Genomic DNA, 21,443 nt, shown 5'->3' with positions numbered 1-21,443 from the left:
ACTGTAACGAAAATCACTTAATCATTTTAACAGTGCGATTAAAAAGAATAACCACCTAAACTCGATAATACTAGTTTAGGTGTTTTGATAATCAAAGTGTCCTTTCAGTGGTTTAGTAATTATAACTGTGTTTTTTTATTTTTTATTATTGGTTATTGTAGGGATTCCATAGGGTATTATTATGTTAATATTACAATATGTTAGATTTTTCAATTAATTATTAACATTTTACTCGTAAAAAGATATTTAATCATCATACGGAGGAATTATCATGAAATTCGAAGAATTGTCGGAACTAGGGAAAATAAATGCAGAACAACAAATATATCAACAGTTATTAACCACAGATGTATATAAACAGATGGTAGAAGCACTTATTCGCATGGGTACTGAAAAATACATTTATGATCAAAACGGAAATATCGAACTTGCTGTTCATAAAAAGCGAAAAACTATAGAGAGAGTATGGTGACACTCACACTCTACATTTATTTAATAATGAACAATGTTCTTGGACTTAATTGAACACACGATTATTTGGGTTGTCATGCAAAAAAGAATTAGAAACCAGGTATCTTAAGTTTAGAAACTGAATATATTTAGTATTTAATCAAGAAGTATTTGGAAAGAAGGTTCTGAAATGAAAAGCGGTGTGGTTTTAGAAGGTGGCGGGATGCGTGGTGTATACACGTCAGGAGTTTTAGAATGCTTTCTAGAAAACGGACTGTTTCCGGACTATGTGATTGGCGTTTCTGCCGGAGCATGTAATGCAGCTTCATATATATCAAGACAACCAGGTAGAAATCGTCAAGTAACAATCGGTTATGTGAGGCATCCTGACTATCTATCAGTGAAGAACCTGTTTTTGAAAAGAGAACTGTTTGGGATGAACTTAATTTTTAATGAAATCCCCAATACTTTAGTTCCTTTTGATTTTACTCGTTTCAATCAAGCAACGGAAGAATTCGTAATAGGAACGACCGATTGTGTAACAGGTAGGCCTGTGTATTTCAACAAATCAATCTTCTCAAAAGATATTTTAACTATCATTCGAGCTTCCAGTTCTTTGCCTTTCATGTCCCGCCCTATAAGCTATGGCGGATATTTATTGTTGGATGGAGGCATCAGTGATCCTATTCCAATTCGCAAAGCACTTGCTGATCAAGTTAAAAAACCTATTATTGTATTGACGAAAGAAAAAGGTTATCGTAAATCAAAATCCTCACTATCAAAGTTAACTTCTTATGTTTATAAAGATTTCAAAGGATTAGGAATTGCATTAGATAACAGGTATCAATTATATAACGACACAATGGATTTTATTGAGACATTAGAAGAACAAAAGAAAGCGATTGTCATCCGTCCAAGTGAGACATTTAATATTAAAGGAATTGAACGAAATCCCGAAAAACTTACGATGTTATATGATCGAGGGTATTTGGATGCTTTGGGACATTTAACTGATATTTCGGAGTGGCTAAAAAAAGAACCTGTTAATTAAAAATTAATTACATGATGGAACTTGGCGTTTTCTTATAGAATCAAACAACCCGAAGACTTGGATTAAACCCAGTCATTGGGTTTTTTATGTGGAGATTTTTTTATTGCAGGAAAAGAAAAGATGAAAACTAAAGAGTGTGCTATTTATTAGAATTTTCAGAGATTTTTGTTGACTTCTTTGGAGGACACTATTAATCTATAAACATATTACTGAATTATAATATATCGTTATTAAAACGTTATGCTAATAATTACACTGAAGTAACTAGCTGGTTGGAATGGTTCTTAACAAGTGAAAAGCTTGAAAAAGCTATTCTTTTATAGGCTTGCGAATTAGGTAAGAATTTAAGTTGAGTTCTAAAGAGAACATATTTATAAAACTAAATCACATACCTACAAACATAACGCTGAAATTTATATACGTAACAAAAGCGTTATGTCGAAAGATATGATGGCATATATTACATAAAGGGGGAGTTGGGATGGCCAGTTTAAACACGATCTCTGAAGAAAATCAGTTAGCGGACTTTATGCAACGGATTGATGCTGGAGAAAAGATTGAAGCGGATGATTGGATGCCTGAAGATTACAGGCAGACATTGATTAAACTAATTTCAATGCATGGGATGAGCGAAATAATGGGTGCATTGCCTGAAAAAGAATGGGTACCAAAAGCTCCTTCTCTTTATCGAAAGCTTGGCATTATGGCAAAGGTCCAAGACGAAATGGGTCATGGCCAACTCCTTTTACGAGTCACAGAAGATTTACTAGTACCTTACGGTAAAAACCGTGGAGATTTAATGCAGGATTTATTTAATGGAGACTTAAAGTTCCACAATGTTTTTCACATGGAAACGAAGACATGGGCTGATGCTGGGATAATAGGTTGGCTTGTTGATGGAGCGGCGATTATTACACAGACAAATATGCTTAAAGCTTCATATGGTCCATACGGTCGAGCACTTCAACGCATTTGTGCTGAAGAAGTATTTCATGCTCAGCATGGAGAATCCATTATCATGGCGTTAACAGAAGGAACAGAGCAACAAAAGGCAATGATTCAAGAGTCACTAAATCGGTGGTGGGAAGCTCTTCTGATGTTCTTTGGTCCAGCTAGCAAGGAAACAACGGGCTCTTCCAAACAAGATTTAACGATAAGATATAAAATTCGCACGAAAACAAATGAAGAATTTCGACAGCTCTTCTTTGATAAATACATTCCACGAATTTTATCACTAGGTTTGACGATTCCAGATTCAACGATGCACTACGATAAAGAAAAACAATTGTGGTCTTATCAACAACCAGATTGGAATGAATTCAAGAAAATCATTAAAAATCAGGGACCTCGTTCAGAAGCACGTCTGAACTTGAGACGTCAATCTTATGAATATAATTCATGGGTGAGGGACGCTCTAAGTCATTCAGTCAGATAAAGAGAGGAGTCAGAAAAAATGGGGGAAGAGAATACATTTTATCAAGAATATGAAGTCTTTAGCAAACGGACAACAAGTTCTGTCGTGCAGCACCAATTCAGTTTACTGGCTCCAAATGAAGAAATGGCATTTATTATGGCACAGGAAAACTTTATGCGCCGAGAGCCAGTTGCTGACATTTGGATTGTTAATAGAAAACACCTTAGAAAAATGACTCACGATGAGAAACTGACGCTCGGCCGTCTTGAAAACAAAGATTATCGCACGACAAAGGGCTATGGCTACTTAAAGAAAAAATGGCGTCAGTATGAACAAGAAATGCTCGATGAAAAAGAGATTCTGTCATGGGGAGGCGAAAAAAATGAGCAACAGTCCAAATGATTTAACAGTAGAAAATAAAGAAGCAATCACCAGCTTGTTATTCCAGTTAGCAGATGATGACTTTATGTATGCCTACCGTGGATCTGAATGGCTAGGACTCGCTCCTCATATCGAGGCAGACATCGCTTCTTCATCAATTAGTCAAGACAGCATGGGCCATGCAGCCATGTATTACACACTTCTTGAAAATTTAGGAGCAGGAAATGCCAATGACCTTGCCCATTTCCGAAAGGCATCCGACAGAAGAAACAGTATATTGACCGAGCGCGTGAATGGCGAAGGTTATTATATGGAAACTCCTCACTATGACTGGGCCTATGCCGTAGTCAGAAGTTATCTATATACACAGGCGAAAAAAGTAAAGGTTGATTCATTGTGTGGAAGTACATATCAACCTTTAGCAGAAGCTGCTGTAAAAGTGAGAATTGAACTTTTTTACCACAAGCTACACTGGGAAACATGGTTTAAACAACTAATGAGTTCGACAGATGTCGCAAAAACGAAAATGGATGCAGCACTTAAACTTGTTATGAATGACTTTGGCGATGTCTTCTCATATGGCAATCAAAAACAAGCGATTGAGACGTCTAAACTAATAGATAATGAGGAACAGATGAAGGCAAACTGGACAGCAAACCTGCAGCCAGTATTTAGTGCACTTCAAATGGAAGTACCAAAGATTCCTGAACATCCTGTGAAAAATGGGAGAAAAGGTGAACACACGAAAGACTTGGATGAAGCACTAATCACACTTTCCGAAGTTTACATGCTTGATCCAGTCGCAACCTGGTAATCAGTTAATGGAAAGGGGTTCGGGTATGACTACATTTGGAAAAGTATCTGCTGAGATGGTATATGAAGCACTTATACATGTAAAAGATCCGGAGATTGACTCAGTCAGCATTATTGACCTTGGTATGGTTGAAAAAGTCACTACCGAAGGAAATAACGTAAAAGTAGTTCTCTTGCCGACTTTTCTTGGATGCCCAGCACTCGAAATTATTAAAAAAAATACGATGAATGCGGTTAAAGAACTGCCAGGAGTGGGTGAGGTTGAAGTAGAATTCGTCTTTCATCCGCCATGGACATCTGACAGAATAACCGAAAAAGGTCATGTTAATTTACGGAAATTTGGAATAGCCCCGCCGCCCCGTCATTTTGAAGAAGACGGCTCATGGCATGTAGATTGTGCATATTGTGGATCTACCTATGTAACAATGGAAAATATTTTCGGACCTACTGCATGTAGAAGCATTTTGTATTGTAAGTCGTGTAAAAATGTATTTGAAGCAATGAAACCAGTTTCGACACTAATGTAAAGTGAGGAGAATAAAAAAATGGCTAAATTAATCGCATTATACAAACACCCTGAAAACAAAGAGGAATTTGATCATCATTATTTCAACGTTCATGGACCACTTACATCAAAAATTCCAGGACTTCGTGAAATGAAAGTAACAAAAATGACTGGATCTCCAATGGGGGGAGAAGCAAAATACTATTTGATGTGTGAGATGATTTACGATGATTTAGAATCATTGCAACAAGGCGTACGTTCACCTGAAGGGAAAGCATCTGGTAAGGACTTAATGGGATTTGCGGGCAACTTAGTGACGTTAATGATCGGTGAAGATGCATAATGAACAGCTTTGATTTCATTGAAACTACCTTAATGGGAAGCACTGCAGTAATTGAACTTAATCGCCCCGGTCAGTTAAATTCATTGAATACCAAAATGATAAGTGAAATAGTTGTGGCCATGGAAAGTTTTGATCGGAACGATACGGTTCGTATTATTGTATTAGCGGGAAAAGGTAGAGCTTTTTCAGCTGGTGCTGACATCGATGAAATGACGGAAGCTAATCCAATCAGTCTGGAATTATTGAATCAATTTGCTGAATGGGATCGTTTAGCGCTTATTAAAAAGCCGATTATTGGTGCCGTACATGGGTTTGTTTTCGGTGGTGGATTCGAACTTGCTCTTTGCTGTGATGTACTAATATCGGCAGGTAATACAGAATTTGCATTTCCAGAGGTAAGTCTTGGCGTAATGCCTGGTGCAGGTGGAACGCAGCGTCTAACTAAACTTGTCGGACGCACGAAAGCATTGGAATGGTTGTGGACTGGCGAACGTATTTCTGCGGAAGTAGCTCTAAAACACGGAATCATAAATAAAATCGTCGCTCCAGAACTGTTAATGGAAGAAACGATGAAATTTGCAAGCAGACTTTCTAAACAACCACCACTATCCATGCGTCTTATTAAGGACTCAGTAAATAAAGCAGTAGATTCTTCTTTATATGAAGGAATGCAATATGAACGGAAAAACTTCTATTTGTTATTTGCTACAGAAGATCAAAAAGAAGGAATGAATGCGTTTATTGAGAAAAGAAAACCGGATTATCAAGGGAAATAAGGAGAGTGTTCTATGTTTGAGACGATTCGCTATGACGTTAAAGACAACATTGCATGGCTCTATCTAAATAGACCTGACAAATTGAATGCATTTATTGCACAAATGAACCGCGAAGTGAAAGATGCGATAAAAGCAGCTTCCTCTGACGATCAAGTTCGTTGTATTGTCATCACTGGTGAAGGCAGAGCATTTTGCTCCGGTCAGGATCTTTCCGAAGTTGATGAACATATGGATCATGGTCAAGTATTAAGAGACCATTACGGACCTATGATTAAACAAATTAGACAATGTGAAAAACCAATTATTGCAGCAGTTAACGGAGTAGCGGCAGGAGCGGGATTCAGTCTTGCGCTTGCATGTGACTTCAGAGTTGTTTCAGAACGTGGTAGTTTTATGAACGCTTTTATTCATGTCGGCCTTATTCCTGATTCAGGAAATCTCTATTATTTAACACAACTCGTTGGACATTCTAAAGCTTTGGAACTATCGATTTTAGGAGAAAAGGTGCCAGCTGCCATTGCCGTTGAGATGGGTCTTGCAAATCAACTGATTTCAGCAGAATCATGGACAGAAGATGTAACCGTATTTGCAGCTCGAATCGCTGCATTACCAACTAAAGCAATTGGGTTAATTAAACGCTCATTAAAATCGGCAACCAACCTATCTTTTGAAGACTATCTTGAACAAGAAGCCCAAGGACAGAGAATTGCAGGTCTTACAAACGATCACCGCGAAGGCCTCAATGCATTCATGGAAAAGAGAAAACCTGTTTATACAGGTCAATAGGGGGAGAAAAGCTTATGACAACAATTCGTGAAAATGAAGTAGGACAAGAATCGATGAAACGTGATTTCTATCATTTAATTATTAATGGAGAAAAAGTGAAAAGTAGTACTGGAGAAACGATTAAAACCTTTAACCCCGCTACAGGAGAACTTATTGCAGAAGTTGCAAAGGCTTCAAAAGAGGATGCGGAAAGCGCAATTGCTGCTGCGCGCAATGCATTTGATAATGGCAAGTGGAAATTATTCCCTGTCGGTAAGCGTTCACAAGTTTTAAACAAAATTGCTGCTATTATGCGTAGTCGTTTCAATGAGCTTGTTGAACTGGAAATTTTAGATACAGGTAAATCTCTTCATGCAGCTCAAGGTCAAGTCACGCAAGCAATTGAAGATTTCGAGTTTTATGCTGGTGCAATCGTTGGTCACCGTGGGACAGTAAATAATGTTCCAGGACAATTCCATAATTACACTGAAAAAGAAGCAGTAGGTGTTTGTGCGCAAATCATCCCGTGGAATTATCCACTGATGATGGCTGCTTGGAAAGTAGCACCCGCTATCGCAGTCGGCTGTACTGTCATTGTTAAACCGGCATCACTTACTCCTTTAACGGCTATTATCCTAGGAGAAATTTGCCTAGAAGCAGGAGTTCCAGCAGGCGTCGTGAACGTTATTCCAGGTTCTGGAGCTGAAGTTGGGAACTTTTTAGTTGAACATCCACAAGTAAATAAAGTAGCATTCACAGGTTCAACTCCTATAGGTAAAGACATTATGGGCAAAGCATCTCAAACCTTAAAACGCGTCACACTCGAGCTTGGCGGCAAATCACCAAGTATTGTCTTTGACGATGCGAATATTGATGCAGCAGTTGATGGTTCATTATTCGGTATTTTCTACAACTCAGGTCAATCATGCGAAGCACGTTCTCGTTTGTACGTTCACGAAGACGTTTACGAAGAATTCATGAGCAAGTTTGTAGAAAAAACAAAAAAACTACAGTTAGGGAACCCGTTTGATAAAACAACACATATGGGTGCAATTATCGATCAAGATCAACTTGATACAATCGATGGCTATGTTCAATCGGCTAAAAAAGAAGGTGCAGAAATCCTCGCTGGAGGTAACGTTACGAAACCTGAAGGCTACGAAAATGGATTCTGGTATGAGCCAACGATTATTGCGAACGTTACTCACGATATGAACGTTGTGAAAGATGAGATCTTCGGCCCTGTAGTGGTTGTGATGAAGTTTAAAGATGAAAAAGAAGCGATCCGATTAGCTAACGATACAGAGTTCGGATTAGGCTCAGCTGTTTGGTCAAAAGATGGTGCACGAGCTACACGTGTTGCAAATCAGATTCAAGCTGGAATCGTCATGATTAACTGTCCGTTTTCCGCATTTCCTGGAACGCCATTCGGTGGTTATAAACAATCAGGATTTGGACGCGAATTATGCATCGAAACACTGGACCTCTATACAGAAACGAAAAGTATATTATCTTACTACGGCAGTCGACCACTAAACCCGTTCGGTCTGTAATATTTGAGTTAATTGACGGACAGGGAGATTCCAATCCCTGTCCGTATTCTTTCACCTAAAAAGGAGGAGTATAACGATGATTCAGCAAATTGTTGTCGTCGGATCAGGCTTAATGGGAAGAGGCATTGCATATGTCGGAGCAGTTGGCGGCTATGCAGTGACAGTTGTTGACATTAATGAAGCTGCATTGCAAAATGCGAAACAAGAAATTGAAACCATTATTAAAAAAGGCCTTTCACTTGGGAAGATTTCTTCAGAAAAAGCTGAACAAGCACACCGCAACTTAAGATTTGAAAGTGATTTATCTAAAGCTGCGGGACTAGCTGATTTAATTATTGAAGCTGTTCCTGAAGAAATGGCTATTAAAAAAAAGGTGTTTGAAACGATTGAACAATATGCACCTGCACATTGTTATTTTGCAACGAATACATCGACGATGAGTCCAACCGAGATTGCTTCATTCGCTAAGCGTCCAGAAAAAACAATCGCGATGCACTTTTTTAATCCTGTACATAAAATGCCACTAGTAGAAATTGTCAGGGGCTTAGAAACAAGCGATGAAACAGCTGTGACGATCAGACAAGTTGCTGTCAATATGGGCAAAGAAACGGTCGTTATTAAAGAATTCCCAGGGTTCATCACTAGTCGGATCAGCGCACTTGTTGGTAACGAAGCATTTTACATGCTTCAAGAAGGTCTTGGGACACCTGAAGAAATTGATAAGGCAATTAAACTTGGCTTAAATTATCCAATGGGTCCGTTCGAACTTGTTGACCTCGTTGGACTAGATACGCGCTTAAATAACTTGAGGTATTTACACGAAAAGCTTGGGGAGAAGTACCGTCCTGCGCCTATCCTTGAACAGTATGTTAAAGCAGGGCGCCTCGGACGAAAAAGTGGTAAAGGTGTATACGACTATACAATAGAAGAAGAGTTGATTAAAAAATGAGAGAAGTAGTTATTGTAGATGCTGTACGGACCCCTATCGGAAGATATAATGGTGCATTAAAAGATGTGCGGCCAGATGATTTAGGAGCAGTCGTGATAAAAGCCCTTGTAGAACGTAATCCTAAGCTATTAACGGGGCAAATCGAGGAAGTGGTTTTAGGAAATGCCAATCAGGCAGGAGAAGATAACCGTAATGTAGCGCGCATGTCTGGCTTATTAGCAGGTCTACCTGTTGAAGTGGCAGGGACTACGATTAACCGACTTTGTGGTTCAGGCCTCGATGCTGTTATGTATGCCGCAAGAGCAATTGCGGTAGGAGAAGGCGATATTTACATTGCTGGTGGAACCGAAAGTATGACGCGTGCACCATTCGTCATGGCTAAGCCAAATCAGGCATTTCCAAGAGGGAATATGGAAATGATTGATACAACAATCGGCTGGCGTTTTACTAATAATAAGTTGAAGGAAATGTATGGCGCAGATTCGATGCCACAAACAGCTGAAAACGTGGCGCAGCGTTTTAATATAACGCGTAAAGATCAGGATTTATTTGCTTATCAAAGTCAACAACGTGCGAAAAAAGCAATGGAAAAAAATCGCTTTGCTGAAGAAATCGTCCCGGTTGTTTATGTTGATCGGAAAGGCAACGAAATTGTAGTGGACCAAGATGAACATCCTCGTCCAGATACCACCGTTGAAAAACTGACTAAGCTTAAACCGATATTTAATGGTGGTAGCGTTACAGCAGGCAATGCTTCAGGAGTCAATGACGGTGCGTCCGCTTTACTTCTTATGAGTGCTGAAAAAGCGAAAGAACTTAACCTTAAACCACTTGCCCGATATGTTACTGGAGCAACAGCTGGTCTAGAACCAGACGTAATGGGGCTTGGTCCCATCTTCGCAACTAGAAAGGCACTGGAACGAGCGGGATTAACTACAGATGATATTGGACTAGTTGAGTTGAATGAAGCCTTTGCATCACAATCACTTGAATGTATAAGACAATTAGGATTAGACGACCAGAAAGTAAATGTAAACGGTGGAGCGATTGCTTTTGGACACCCCCTTGGTGCTAGCGGTGCACGAATTTTGACTACTCTTTTATATGAAATGAAAAAACAACATGTTACATACGGACTTGCTACCATGTGTATTGGCGTAGGACAGGGAATCGCGGTAATTATTGAGAATGTATCGGAATAATACTATCGGTAATCTCTTTCTAGATCGATTCGCGCATTAATTGTTTACTTATTGTCTTTCTCCGGTGGAATGGTGTCTCCCTCCAAGAGAATGGTCGGAAACAGTTAAAAGTTGGTCGGAATGCCGATAAAGTTGGTCGAAAACGCACCAAAGTTGGTCGGTTAAAAATAGTCGATAAACCCAGTGAGGTAGTGAAAATCAATCTCATGTTATTGAAGTTGAACAGTTTTTAATGAAGGAGAATACCATGACAACTATATTAATTAAAAAACAAAACCATATTGCTTATGTAACCATTAATCGAGAAGAAGCAATGAACTGCTTCAATTACGAAACTCTTGATGAACTACAAAAGGTGACTGATTCGATTTCTCTTGATCCAGAAGTGAGTGTCGTCATTTTTACAGGTGCAGGAGAAAAATCATTCAGTGCTGGAGCAGATTTGAAAGAACGCAAAACATTGAAAGAAACTGAAGTGCGAAGAAATGTCAAAGCCATCAGGGACGCCTTTAACAGTATCGCTAATCTTCCACAACCCACAATTGCTGCTGTAAACGGCTATGCATTTGGTGGTGGTTTTGAATTAATGATTGCTTGTGATTTTTCTATTGCAGCACAAGGTGTGAAGATGGGACTCACCGAAACGAGCTGGGCTATTATTCCGGGAGCCGGAGGTACACAACGTCTTCCAAGGCTCGTAGGGGAAATGAAAGCGAAGGAACTAATCTTCACAGCAAGAAAATTCACCGCAGAAGAAGGTGTAGATCTTGGAGTCGTGTTAAAGGTTGTTAAGAAAGAAGAGCTTCTAACAGCTTGCGAACAACTTGCTTTCGATATCATGAAAAATGGCCAGGTTGCGATTAAACAAGCAAAATATGCCATTACTCAAGGTATGAATACGGATTTGCAAACTGGTCTGGCAATTGAATCGAAAGCTTACGAATTAACCATACCGACTTCAGACCGAATGGAAGCGCTTACCGCATTTAGTGAAAAAAGAAGTCCTGTATTCACTGGTAATTAAATTTTCCTTTTTGCGATATAACGATATAATGAGAGTCAGGATGTATCGTGAAATATAATAATGCGCAAAAAAAGAAAGAGTGAGTACAAGTGGCAAATACACAATCCATGATTTTTACAATATATGGTGACTATATCCGACATTACGGAAACAAAATCTGGATTGGAAGCTTAATCCGTCTATTAAAAGAATTTGGACATAATGAACAATCAGTTCGCGTAGCCGTCTCCAGAATGATGAAGCAAGGGTGGATTGACTCAGAGAAGAAGGGAAATAAAAGCTATTATTTCTTAACACTTCGTGGAGAAACTCGGATGGAAGAAGCTGCCGTGCGAATTTTTAAATTGATGCCAAACGACTGGGATGGGAAATGGCGTATGCTCATGTATACGATTCCTGAAGAAAAAAGACAGATTCGTGATGAACTTCGTAAAGAACTATTATGGAGCGGTTTTGGTAGCTTTTCAAATGGCTGTTGGATTTCTCCAAACGATCTTGAAAAAGAAGTGAATCTTCTTATTGAAAAGTACGAAATTCAATCTCATGTAGATTTCTTCGTGTCCTCATATAAAGGACCACAAGCGGATAAATCTCTCGTTGAAAAAAGCTGGCCGTTGCAAGAAATCGAAGGGAAATACCAAGAATTTATCACGACCTACAGCAAACAATTCATTGTCCATCAAAGTATGATGAATAAAGGACAAATGACAGATGCTGAGTGTTTCGTAGAACGGACAAACCTCGTCCACGAATACCGTAAGTTCTTATTTACTGATCCCGGACTTCCTAGAGAGCTACTACCAGATATATGGAACGGTAATCATGCCGCCCTTTTGTTCGAGCAATACTATAAGTTGCTTGCGAAATCGGCAAGTCAATTTTTTGAAGACGTTTTTGAAGTTGATAATGATATGCAGTGGAAAGACAAATCGTATGATGCAGATGATCACCCATTAATAATCGATTAAGGGTTATGATGTTTTTACATATTTCCTGATCAATGGTACCTCAGATTAATTCTATAGCCACGAAAATCATTCTGGTAAGCTGACAGGATGATTTTTTATTATCAGACGAGACATTTCCATTAAAATGTTAAGAAACATTCGTTACAACTGCTACAGATAATAGCAAACCTTCCCAAGAAATAAAAATTTAATAAACGGTGCCTTTATTGAACAGCTTTTTTTATGGAATTTAAATGGATGATTAATGAAGGCAGGGCATTATTATATGAATGGTCTATGATCCGACACTCGTAAGAAAAGTTATCTTCACCCCCAGTAAAGATACGCTAGCAGGTCGTGCACTGAATTGTGGTTCTGTTTAGTTAGAGCAGTTTATTTTAAGAAGAAGTAATAATAAAGCACCCAACGATTAACTTTTCGTGGGCGCTTTATTATTACTAGTTTTTTAAATTATTGCTTGTATTCGAATTGTTAGGAGAATTGACGGACTTATTTTTTGCTTTATCAGTTAAACCGTTAACCGCATTAGAAGTTTTATCCACCGTATTCATAGCAGCATCCTCAGTTTTTTCCAAAGCACTGTGCACTGCATGAAATGCTGCTCCCGCCGTGTCTTTAATGGCTTTGGGAATTTGGTTTCCTTGTTGATCGATATTTTGTTGGTTTGTCATATTTTCACCTCCTGAATAAAAGTTAGGATATGCCATTTTCTTAACTTTATTCGCTGGGTTTTTGATTAACTATTCATAAGTTTTGATTATGTAGAGAATGATTTGGATATATATGTTTGAATGAACATGAATGGTGCTGTGCTAGTAGTTAATACATAGAAAGCTTTCAATATGAAAGTTCCGATAATAAGAAGGAAAGAAATATTGATTTGTTTTATGGGCGTAGTCAGAAGTGTTAGAGTTGAAAATAAGAATATCCACATTGAAACGAATAAGTCATCGTGGATTCTATCACAATTTTAAAGAATTAATGAAAATACAAGTTTATAGAGTTAAAGGAGGAACTTAATTGGAAAAAGTTTTAGATCACGTTGGAATTGCAGTTAGAAGTATTGATGACGCTCTGCCCTTTTATCTGAATGTATTAAATGGACTATTAGAGGACCGATATACAAGTGATGCACCAGGTGTTGAAGTACACGTTGCTGTCGTCAGAACTAATGATAAAGTCATTGAATTACTAGCACCAACCAACAAGAATTCTCCAATGGCTCGCTTTATAAAACAAAAAGGAAAAGGCGTGCATCATATTGCCTATCGAGTTGACGATTTGGACAAAGCAATACTCGAGGCAAGTAATAATGGAGTTCGTTTTCTCGAGGACACACTGCGTACTAACACACGTGGAAGAAGACTCATTTATATTAATCCCGTATCAACTGATGGCACTTTAATTGAACTTTGTAGCTATTCAAATAATTGATTAAAACCTAATTAGAATTATCATAATTGGGCCATGGGCGTGAAGAATGAGACCGAAAAGAATGTGGTTTTCATGGTTGTGGGCTAATGAGGAAATTGCGGGTAGCGCAAATGTACGATAAACCAATATAAATTAACAAAAGCATAAAGAATGTTTGGATAATAATGAGGCAACTGAAAAACCCGCGTTAAAAAATCCATTCGTAGGTGAGATTGAAAAAAAGGCGAGATTTAGTTCAATTCTGAACGAAATCTCGCCTTACCTTACGTTTTTTCATGTTAATTCCTTCATTAAGATCATAATTCGTTTGCGATTCCTCGCTATTTTGAAAGGCTTCTTGATCTTTATGTTCTGTCACCTTTATGGTCATGGAATAGGTCTTACTTTTCGCATCTTCGGTGTAGCAACCTACTCGAAACAGCGACAAGTTCATTGAATTGACGAAGCATATTATTCTTTGGCACAACCATATCGTAGATCAACATAGATGGACTAAGATTTAAAGGTTCCTGATTGGAAATCATCGGGACACCACTTAAATTAAGTACTTTAATTATAAAAAGATATTACCTAAAAATCTGTTTTTTAATTTAGTAGGTGATTGTAGTGAAAGGCGGCGACTCCAGCGGGAAAAGCGTGTCCAGGTGAGACCCCACAGTCGCTTGCGACGAGGAGGCTCACGGACCGCCCGCGGAAAGCGTCCGCCTGTAACGAAAATCAACTAAGTCGTTTTAACTGGAACATTAAAAAGGAAACCTACCCAATCTCATTTTATTGATATTGGGTAGCTTTGATAAATCAAGTGTACTTTTTCATTGGAATGGAGAATAATCCAAACGTTTTTTATAGCTGTTTCAAAATACTTTTTTTATCATTCGTATTCTTGGTCCTTAAAAATTTCACGATAGTCATAGCCTTTTTGTACATATGTATCAATGGATAGTTGAATGATTTCAAAATCTTTGTCGGTTAATTCTCTAACTACTTTCCCAGGTGATCCAACCACTAATGAACGGGGAGGAATTTTCTTACCCGGTGGAATTAATGTATTCGCTCCAATGATGCATTCTTCTCCGATTTCTGCATGATCAAGAATCGTTGAACCCATGCCGATAATTGAGCGTCTACCCACTTTGCAACCATGAAGGATGACATTATGTCCAACTGTCACTTCATCTTCTACAATAACAGGGGCATCTTCATATAAATGAATCGTCGAATTGTCCTGGATGCTGCATCGTTTTCCAATTGAAATCAACCCTTCATCTCCGCGAAGTACCGTATTAAACCAAATAGTTGATTCTTCTCCTACTAAAACCTCCCCAATAATCTTAGCTCCTGGTGCAACAAATACCGTAGGATCTAGTACCGGTGTTTTTCCTTTAAACGTAACGATCAAAATTATTACCCCCTATATCAAATTAACGCAATTGTCTTTCTAATGAATTTACTATAACATAATTGAGTAGAGGTGGATAATTAATGAAATACGTTTGCGAAATGCTTCAAATCGACTTACCCATTATTCAAGGCGGAATGGGGAATATTAGTAACGCTCAGTTAACATCGGCTGTTTCAGAAGCTGGGGGTTTAGGAACAATAGGATGCGGTACAATGACTCCAAATGAAGTCGAAGAAATACTACTTCAAACGAAAAAAATGACAAAGAAGAATTTCGCGATTAACATCGCAATTAATGTTTCTCCTTATACAGAAGAACTCATTGATCTTGTCATCAAACACAATGTTCCGGTTGTTTCTCTTTCAGCGGGAAACCCAGTGCCATATATTGCGAAATTACATGAACACGGTGTGACAGTCATTGCTCTTGTAGCCTCAGTGAAACATGCCCAAAAAGCACAAGCAGCAGGAGCGGATATTCTTGTTGCAGAAGGTTTTGAAGCAGCAGGGATCAACTCTACTCTTGAACTAACGACTTTCACATTAATTCCTCAGATAGTGAAGAATGTGAAAGTTCCCGTAATTGCAGCTGGAGGTATTGGAGACGGCAAAGGACTGGCTGCTGCGCTTATGTTAGGTGCGAGTGGGATTCAAATCGGCACTCGATTAATTGCTACGAAGGAAGCTCCGTTTCATGAAACGTATAAGCAAAGTCTTGTGAATGCAATCGATACGGAAACGATCATTGTTGGGCGAAGTGTAGGAATGATAAGAAGAATGTTAAAGACGCCATATTCAATGAAGCTGGATCAACGTGAAAAGGAAGGAATGACACGTGCACAATACGGTGAAATGACTACAGAAAAGCAACACGTCAGAGGTGCAATCGAAGGCGATATGGAAAATGGATTTATCAACAGTGGACAAATAGCAGGACTAATCGACCATATTCCAAGTGTCAAAGAATTATTTGACAGCATGATGCAAGAAGCGAGTAATCAAATCAATCTATCTAAAAATGAATTAGATATACTCATTGAAAAAAGATTAAAAACAAATAATCTATCTTAATTCGTTAAGGGCAACTAGTAAGTTCAGTGAACTTACTAGTTGCCCTTTCTCGTTTGCACTAAGCAGCAGATTTAGCACTTAGGGTGATACAATTCTGCGCTTAACATTTTCCCCTCAGTTAATGCATGAGTTAATTTCTTTTAATTCTAAAAATATGGATTTTTCTAATTATTGTATTGACTATAATATTACGGTTTGATAATATTACGTTGAAATAGTGTTATACGATAAAGAAGACTCATACACTAATTGTAAGTGCGTTCAGTATATAAATGCCAAATTACTTGAAAAATGCTTCATCTTACATCTCAATAAATGAAACTCATTTATAGTATGTCGTAAATCCTGAGGGGGATTAATAGATGGAATTAGCAGAAAGAATTCGAAAGTCTAGAGAATTCGATCTTTTTGAAAGAATGGCTGAGCATGAACAGGTGGTTTTCTGTAATGATCCAGCAACTGGACTTCGAGCAATCATCGCGATTCATAGTACGACACTTGGACCTGCACTGGGCGGATGTCGGATGCAACCATATAACAGTATCGATGAAGCTTTGGAGGATGCACTTCGTTTATCAAGAGGAATGAGCTACAAATGTGCAGCAGCGGACGTGGATTTTGGTGGAGGGAAAGCGGTCATTATCGGCGATCCTAATACAGATAAAACACCTGAATTATTTCGTGCTTTCGGCCAATTTGTTAACTCATTAGGAGGCAGATTCTTTACCGGTACAGATATGGGGACATCGATGGATGATTTCATACACTCAATGAAAGAGACCAATTGTATCGTAGGATTACCTGCAGCGTATGGCGGTGGAGGGGATTCCTCCATACCTACTGCAGCCGGTGTCCTTTATGGGTTAAAAGCGACGAATCAAATACTGTTTGGTACAGACGATTTAGGCGGTGTAACTTACGCCATTCAAGGTTTAGGTAAAGTTGGATTCAAAGTGGCTAGTGGGTTACTTGAAGAAGGTGCCGAGCTTTACGTAACAGATATTAGTCAAGAAAGTCTGCGGGCAATTGAAGCAAAAGCAGCAACTTCAGCTGGAACAGTGAAAATCGTGGCAAGTGAAGATATTTATTCACAGCAAGCAGATATATTTGTTCCTTGTGCCCTAGGCGGTATTATTAACGATTTCACAATTGATCAGTTTAAAGTGAAAGCAATCGCAGGATCAGCAAACAATCAACTTTTAGATGAAAGTCACGGCAGGAAGCTTCAACAAAGAGGAATCCTTTATGCGCCAGATTACATTATCAATTCTGGTGGACTCATCCAAGTGGCAGATGAGTTGTACGGGATCAATCAGGAGCGCGTACTTGCTAAAACAAAACATATTTATGATGCGATTTTAGAAGTTTACAAGATGTCAGAGCTTAGCGGAATCTCGACAATGGAATCCGCTAATAAGATGTGTGAGAAAAGAATAGAGAACAAAGGAAAACGAAATGACTTTTACACGTCATCAGTGAAACCTAAATGGTCATTCCGACATCAATAAGGGCAGAGTCGATGAAAATAGAGAAACGCTAAAAGCTAAATCACTTTATGTAAGCGTTTACAAAGAAACGAAAGTGAAGCTGAAATCACAGTTCACATTCACTTCGGTTACATAATCTACAACGTAAGCAGGGGATAGATGATGAAACAAGGAATGGTCGTTGGAAGAGAAGAAACAATTGAAATCATTGTAACGGAAGATATGTTTGCTTCATTTGAAGGTGTCGTTGTGCATCCTGTCTATTCAACAGTAGCGATGACTTATCATCTGGAATGGGTTTCCCGTAAAATCATTCTTCCGTTTTTAGAAGAGCATGAAGAGGGAATGGGTGCAGCGGTGCAACTAAAGCATGTAGCTGCATCAACGCTCGGCTCTACCGTTACATTAACTGCCACTTTAGTTGAACTTCGTGCCAATGTGGTGATAACAAAAGTAACGGCGAAAAATCATCTAGGATTAATCGGAACAGGTGAAGTGAGGCAAGTCATATTGCCAAAAGAAACAATTGCGCAAAAGTTAATCGAAGCTGCAGTCTAACTAGTAAAGCAAAAGCTGTTTGATAGATTTTAAGGAGGCCTTCCGTATGAAAGTAGCAGAGGAAACATCAATGACTAAGGAATTCGAACTCTTCGATAAAATGAGTGAACATGAACAAGTTGTCTTTTGTAATGACCCATCAACAGGTTTACGTGCAATTATCGCCATCCATAATACAACGCTTGGACCAGCACTCGGCGGATGCAGGATGCAACCATATAACAGTATGGATGAAGCATTAGAAGATGTCCTTCGACTTTCGAAAGGAATGACCTATAAATGCGCTGCAGCCGATGTTGATTTCGGCGGTGGAAAAGCAGTAATAATCGGGGATCCTAAAACAGACAAATCACCTGAATTATTCCGTGCATTTGGTCAATTTGTTAATTCACTAGGCGGACGTTTTTATACCGGCACTGATATGGGAACGTCGATGGACGATTTCATTCATGCGATGAAAGAGACAAATTTCATCAACGGACTTCCGGAAGCGTATGGTGGCGGTGGAGATTCATCTATTCCAACCGCAGCAGGTGTTTTGTACGGTATTAAAGCGACCAACTATATGCTTTTTGGAAATGATGAATTGGGCGGACATAAATATGCGATACAAGGTCTTGGTAAAGTCGGTTTTAAAGTGGCAAGCGGATTGCTTGAAGCAGGAGCAACGATTTATGTAACGGATATTAATCAAGAGAACTTGCAGGCCATTGAAGGATTGGCAACAACAACACTAGGTAAAGTAATCGTAATCGCCAAAGAGGATATTTATTCTCAAGATGCAGATATTTTCGTGCCTTGTGCATTTGGCGGAATTATTAACGACAACACAATCGCTCAGTTTAAAGTGAAAGCTATTGTAGGTGCGGCAAACAACCAACTGTTACATGATAGACACGGAAAGATGCTTCAAGAAAAAGGAATTTTATATGCGCCAGATTATATCGTCAATTCAGGGGGATTAATTCAAGTAGCAGATGAATTGTATGGCATTAATCATGAACGTGTACTTGCAAAAACCAAACATATATACGATGCGATTTTGGAAGTTTATAAGGAAGCGATTAGTAGTGGAAGAACAACTGAGGAATCGGCAAATCAGATGTGTGAAAAAAGAATTGCAGATAGATCAAAGCGAAATAGCTTTTATACAGCACCTGCGAAACCAAAGTGGTCCATTCGCAACTTAACCTGATTGGAGGCAAGTTTAATGGAACAAAACTATCCGATAAAGAGAATAATAGACGATAAAGGTCAACTAATTGATGCGAGTTTTGAAAAACTGATTGATGAGAAATTGGTTAAAGAACTGTATTACAACATGATACGAATTCGTACATTTGACAGAAAAGCGATTAATTTGCAACGTCAAGGCCGTCTTGGTACGTATGCTCCTTTCGAGGGACAGGAAGCTGCACAAGTGGGGAGTGCTCTAGCCCTTAATGCTGATGACTGGGTGTTCCCAACATATCGTGATCACGGTGCGACATTAACATTCGGAAAAAATATGGCTCGAACATTTTTGTATTGGAATGGCAGAGTAGAGGGTTGTGTACCACCAAAAGATAGACATATCTTCCCCCCTGCAGTTCCGATTGCGACTCAGCTTCCCCATGCAGCGGGTGCAGCTTGGGCTGAAAAATTGAGAGGAACAAAAAATGTTTCAATTGCATATTTCGGAGATGGCGCAACTTCTGAAGGTGATTTTCATGAAGGATTGAATTTTGCGAGTGTTTTCAAAGTTCCAGTTGTCTTTTTTAACCAAAATAATGGCTATGCTATTTCAGTTCCTATTGAAAAACAAATGAATTCTGCAACGATCGCACAAAAGTCAGTTGCTTATGGAATGCCAGGTGTTCGGATTGATGGAAATGATTGTTTTGCTGTTTATTTTGAAACAAAAAAAGCGTTTGATCATGCACGCAACGGCGATGGACCTACTTTGATTGAAGCAGTTACGTGGCGCACAGGTGCCCATACCACTGCCGATGATCCCTCTAAATATCGTCCTGAAAAACAAGGGGAGAATATCGTTGACCCCGTTACTCGTATGGAATTGTTTATGAAAAACTATGGCTACTGGGACGAACAATGGATTCAAGAAGTTAAAGAAAAAACGACAAGTGAAATAGAACTAGCTGTAGAAGAAATGGAGAATTTCCCACCACCAAACGTAGAAGACATTTTTGATCATATATTTGCTGAGATGCCTACTCAACTTGCTGAACAGAAAGAAGCATATCTTGCACATTTAGAAAGGCAGTGACATGATGACCCAATTGAAAGAGTCGGATCAAAAAAATGGTACTACTCAACAGATGACGATGATTCAAGCGATTAATGATGGCATGCGCTTGATGCTAGAAGAGGATAATCGAACAATTATTCTTGGAGAAGATATCGGAAAAAACGGCGGAGTATTCCGAGCAACAGAAGGACTACAGGAAAAGTTTGGAGCTGATCGGGTAGTTGATACACCGCTTTCAGAAGCAGGGATTATTGGGGCATCAATTGGCCTGGCGGTAAACGGTTTCAGACCAGTTGCTGAAATTCAATTTCTTGGTTTTATCTACCCAGCGTACGAACAGATTATGACACATGTTTCAAGAGTTCGAATGCGTTCAATGTCTAACTTTACTGTGCCAATGGTCATAAGAGCGCCATACGGAGCGGGAATTCGTGCTCCAGAAATTCATTCTGATAGTACAGAAATTTTATTCACACATATGCCTGGTATTAAAGTGGTCTGCCCGTCTAATCCATATGATGCAAAAGGGCTATTGATTGCAGCAATGGAAGATCCTGATCCAGTACTTGTACTAGAAACGATGAAACACTATCGCTCTAAAAGAGAAGAAGTACCTGTTGAAAAATATACAGTAGAAATTGGCAAAGGCAAAATAGTACGTGAAGGTGCTGATGTCACACTTATAGCTTGGGGCGCGATGGTCTCAATCGCAGAGAAAGCGGCTGAACAAGCAGAGAAAAAAGGGATGAGTTGCGAAATTATCGACCTTCGTACACTGTATCCAATTGATCGTGACATTATTGCACAATCAGTGCAAAAGACGACGAGAGCGGTCATTATTCATGAAGCTCATAATACCGGAGGACTCGGGAATGATATTGTTTCGATTATTAACGATACAGCTTTCCTTTACTTACGTGCTCCGATTGAAAGAGTAACAGGCTTTGATGTCCATGTTCCGTTCTTCACATTAGAAGAACATTATCTTCCAACACCTGCACGTGTTCTTGAGGGGATTGAAAAAGTGGTTCATTTTTAAGGGGGAACTGT

The 21,443-nt window shown here is 39.0% G+C and carries 23 protein-coding genes; 21 read left to right on the top strand and 2 right to left on the bottom strand.

The genetic code is table 11. From position 1 onward, the window contains the following. The first annotated feature begins 271 nt into the window (after nucleotides 1-271). The 14 genes from ACFPYN_RS11800 to paaX all read left to right on the top strand — a co-directional run bounded on the left by ACFPYN_RS11800 (nucleotide 272) and on the right by paaX (nucleotide 12,194). Nucleotides 272-472 (top strand): hypothetical protein, encoded by a 201-nt coding sequence (locus ACFPYN_RS11800; RefSeq protein ID WP_377734398.1) that lies wholly within the window; start codon nucleotides 272-274, stop codon nucleotides 470-472. A gap of 168 nt (nucleotides 473-640) precedes the next feature. Beyond that, on the top strand, nucleotides 641-1,501 hold the full coding sequence (locus ACFPYN_RS11795; protein ID WP_377734397.1) for a patatin-like phospholipase family protein: 861 nt from the start codon (nucleotides 641-643) through the stop codon (nucleotides 1,499-1,501). Nucleotides 1,502-1,982: 481 nt separating this feature from the next. Further along, nucleotides 1,983-2,936 (top strand): 1,2-phenylacetyl-CoA epoxidase subunit PaaA, encoded by a 954-nt coding sequence (paaA, locus tag ACFPYN_RS11790; RefSeq protein WP_377734395.1) that lies wholly within the window; start codon nucleotides 1,983-1,985, stop codon nucleotides 2,934-2,936. An 18-nt stretch (nucleotides 2,937-2,954) separates the two neighbouring features. Beyond that, nucleotides 2,955-3,317: a 1,2-phenylacetyl-CoA epoxidase subunit PaaB gene (gene paaB, locus ACFPYN_RS11785; protein WP_377734393.1), complete on the top strand. Its 363-nt coding sequence runs from the start codon at nucleotides 2,955-2,957 to the stop codon at nucleotides 3,315-3,317. Then, the gene (gene paaC / locus ACFPYN_RS11780) at nucleotides 3,298-4,110 is read left to right on the top strand and encodes a 1,2-phenylacetyl-CoA epoxidase subunit PaaC (RefSeq protein ID WP_377734392.1); all 813 of its coding nucleotides are present in this window, start codon (nucleotides 3,298-3,300) and stop codon (nucleotides 4,108-4,110) included. The genes paaB and paaC overlap by 20 nt, the downstream gene beginning before the upstream one ends. Nucleotides 4,111-4,135: 25 nt before the next feature. Beyond that, nucleotides 4,136-4,636 (top strand): 1,2-phenylacetyl-CoA epoxidase subunit PaaD, encoded by a 501-nt coding sequence (paaD, locus tag ACFPYN_RS11775; protein WP_377734390.1) that lies wholly within the window; start codon nucleotides 4,136-4,138, stop codon nucleotides 4,634-4,636. A gap of 18 nt (nucleotides 4,637-4,654) precedes the next feature. Then, nucleotides 4,655-4,957 (top strand): EthD family reductase, encoded by a 303-nt coding sequence (locus tag ACFPYN_RS11770; protein ID WP_377734388.1) that lies wholly within the window; start codon nucleotides 4,655-4,657, stop codon nucleotides 4,955-4,957. After that, nucleotides 4,957-5,733 carry an enoyl-CoA hydratase/isomerase family protein gene (locus ACFPYN_RS11765; protein ID WP_377734386.1) on the top strand — a complete coding sequence of 259 codons (777 nt, stop codon included), beginning with the start codon at nucleotides 4,957-4,959 and terminating at the stop codon, nucleotides 5,731-5,733. The genes ACFPYN_RS11770 and ACFPYN_RS11765 overlap by 1 nt, the downstream gene beginning before the upstream one ends. A gap of 12 nt (nucleotides 5,734-5,745) precedes the next feature. Further along, complete coding sequence (locus ACFPYN_RS11760) at nucleotides 5,746-6,519, top strand: enoyl-CoA hydratase-related protein (protein ID WP_377734384.1); 774 nt, start codon at nucleotides 5,746-5,748, stop codon at nucleotides 6,517-6,519. Between the two features lie 14 nt (nucleotides 6,520-6,533). After that, nucleotides 6,534-8,051, top strand: coding sequence for an aldehyde dehydrogenase family protein (locus ACFPYN_RS11755; protein ID WP_377734383.1), 1,518 nt, complete (start codon nucleotides 6,534-6,536; stop codon nucleotides 8,049-8,051). 76 nt (nucleotides 8,052-8,127) lie between these two features. Continuing rightward, nucleotides 8,128-9,000, top strand: coding sequence for a 3-hydroxyacyl-CoA dehydrogenase (locus ACFPYN_RS11750; RefSeq protein ID WP_377734381.1), 873 nt, complete (start codon nucleotides 8,128-8,130; stop codon nucleotides 8,998-9,000). Then, nucleotides 8,997-10,202, top strand: coding sequence for a 3-oxoadipyl-CoA thiolase (locus ACFPYN_RS11745; protein WP_377734380.1), 1,206 nt, complete (start codon nucleotides 8,997-8,999; stop codon nucleotides 10,200-10,202). The genes ACFPYN_RS11750 and ACFPYN_RS11745 overlap by 4 nt, the downstream gene beginning before the upstream one ends. Before the next feature lie 247 nt (nucleotides 10,203-10,449). Continuing rightward, nucleotides 10,450-11,226 carry an enoyl-CoA hydratase-related protein gene (locus ACFPYN_RS11740; protein WP_377734378.1) on the top strand — a complete coding sequence of 259 codons (777 nt, stop codon included), beginning with the start codon at nucleotides 10,450-10,452 and terminating at the stop codon, nucleotides 11,224-11,226. An 89-nt stretch (nucleotides 11,227-11,315) separates the two neighbouring features. After that, on the top strand, nucleotides 11,316-12,194 hold the full coding sequence (gene paaX / locus ACFPYN_RS11735; protein WP_377734376.1) for a phenylacetic acid degradation operon negative regulatory protein PaaX: 879 nt from the start codon (nucleotides 11,316-11,318) through the stop codon (nucleotides 12,192-12,194). Nucleotides 12,195-12,631: 437 nt separating this feature from the next. Here the strand turns inward: paaX and ACFPYN_RS11730 are convergent, their stop codons facing one another. Next, nucleotides 12,632-12,865: a hypothetical protein gene (locus tag ACFPYN_RS11730; protein WP_377734374.1), complete on the bottom strand. Its 234-nt coding sequence runs from the start codon at nucleotides 12,863-12,865 to the stop codon at nucleotides 12,632-12,634. 349 nt (nucleotides 12,866-13,214) lie between these two features. Between ACFPYN_RS11730 and ACFPYN_RS11725 the strand changes: the two genes are divergently transcribed. Beyond that, the gene (locus ACFPYN_RS11725) at nucleotides 13,215-13,628 is read left to right on the top strand and encodes a VOC family protein (RefSeq protein WP_377734372.1); all 414 of its coding nucleotides are present in this window, start codon (nucleotides 13,215-13,217) and stop codon (nucleotides 13,626-13,628) included. An 871-nt stretch (nucleotides 13,629-14,499) separates the two neighbouring features. Here ACFPYN_RS11725 and ACFPYN_RS11720 read toward each other — a convergent pair. Continuing rightward, nucleotides 14,500-15,027 carry a gamma carbonic anhydrase family protein gene (locus tag ACFPYN_RS11720; RefSeq protein WP_377734371.1) on the bottom strand — a complete coding sequence of 176 codons (528 nt, stop codon included), beginning with the start codon at nucleotides 15,025-15,027 and terminating at the stop codon, nucleotides 14,500-14,502. A gap of 83 nt (nucleotides 15,028-15,110) precedes the next feature. Here ACFPYN_RS11720 and ACFPYN_RS11715 point away from each other — a divergent pair, with 83 nt between their 5' ends. The 6 genes from ACFPYN_RS11715 (at nucleotide 15,111) to ACFPYN_RS11690 (ending at nucleotide 21,432) form a co-directional block, all read left to right on the top strand. Continuing rightward, nucleotides 15,111-16,100, top strand: a complete 990-nt coding sequence (locus tag ACFPYN_RS11715; protein WP_377734369.1) for an NAD(P)H-dependent flavin oxidoreductase — start codon at nucleotides 15,111-15,113, stop codon at nucleotides 16,098-16,100. Between the two features lie 362 nt (nucleotides 16,101-16,462). Beyond that, the gene (locus ACFPYN_RS11710) at nucleotides 16,463-17,608 is read left to right on the top strand and encodes a Leu/Phe/Val dehydrogenase (RefSeq protein WP_377734367.1); all 1,146 of its coding nucleotides are present in this window, start codon (nucleotides 16,463-16,465) and stop codon (nucleotides 17,606-17,608) included. A 141-nt stretch (nucleotides 17,609-17,749) separates the two neighbouring features. Beyond that, complete coding sequence (locus tag ACFPYN_RS11705) at nucleotides 17,750-18,145, top strand: thioesterase family protein (RefSeq protein ID WP_377734365.1); 396 nt, start codon at nucleotides 17,750-17,752, stop codon at nucleotides 18,143-18,145. 46 nt (nucleotides 18,146-18,191) lie between these two features. Then, a complete protein-coding gene (locus tag ACFPYN_RS11700; protein ID WP_377734363.1) occupies nucleotides 18,192-19,340 on the top strand; it encodes a Leu/Phe/Val dehydrogenase in 1,149 nt (382 codons plus the stop codon). A gap of 15 nt (nucleotides 19,341-19,355) precedes the next feature. Then, the gene (pdhA, locus tag ACFPYN_RS11695) at nucleotides 19,356-20,411 is read left to right on the top strand and encodes a pyruvate dehydrogenase (acetyl-transferring) E1 component subunit alpha (protein ID WP_377734361.1); all 1,056 of its coding nucleotides are present in this window, start codon (nucleotides 19,356-19,358) and stop codon (nucleotides 20,409-20,411) included. Between the two features lies 1 nt (nucleotide 20,412). After that, on the top strand, nucleotides 20,413-21,432 hold the full coding sequence (locus ACFPYN_RS11690; RefSeq protein WP_377734359.1) for an alpha-ketoacid dehydrogenase subunit beta: 1,020 nt from the start codon (nucleotides 20,413-20,415) through the stop codon (nucleotides 21,430-21,432). Nucleotides 21,433-21,443: the final 11 nt, after the last annotated feature.

Source organism: Paenisporosarcina macmurdoensis (assembly GCF_042658845.1).
Taxonomy (GTDB): Bacteria; Bacillota; Bacilli; order Bacillales_A; family Planococcaceae; genus Paenisporosarcina; species Paenisporosarcina macmurdoensis.
The sequence above is the reverse complement of the archived record's forward strand: the minus strand, read 5'-3'. Positions and strand labels throughout refer to the sequence as shown.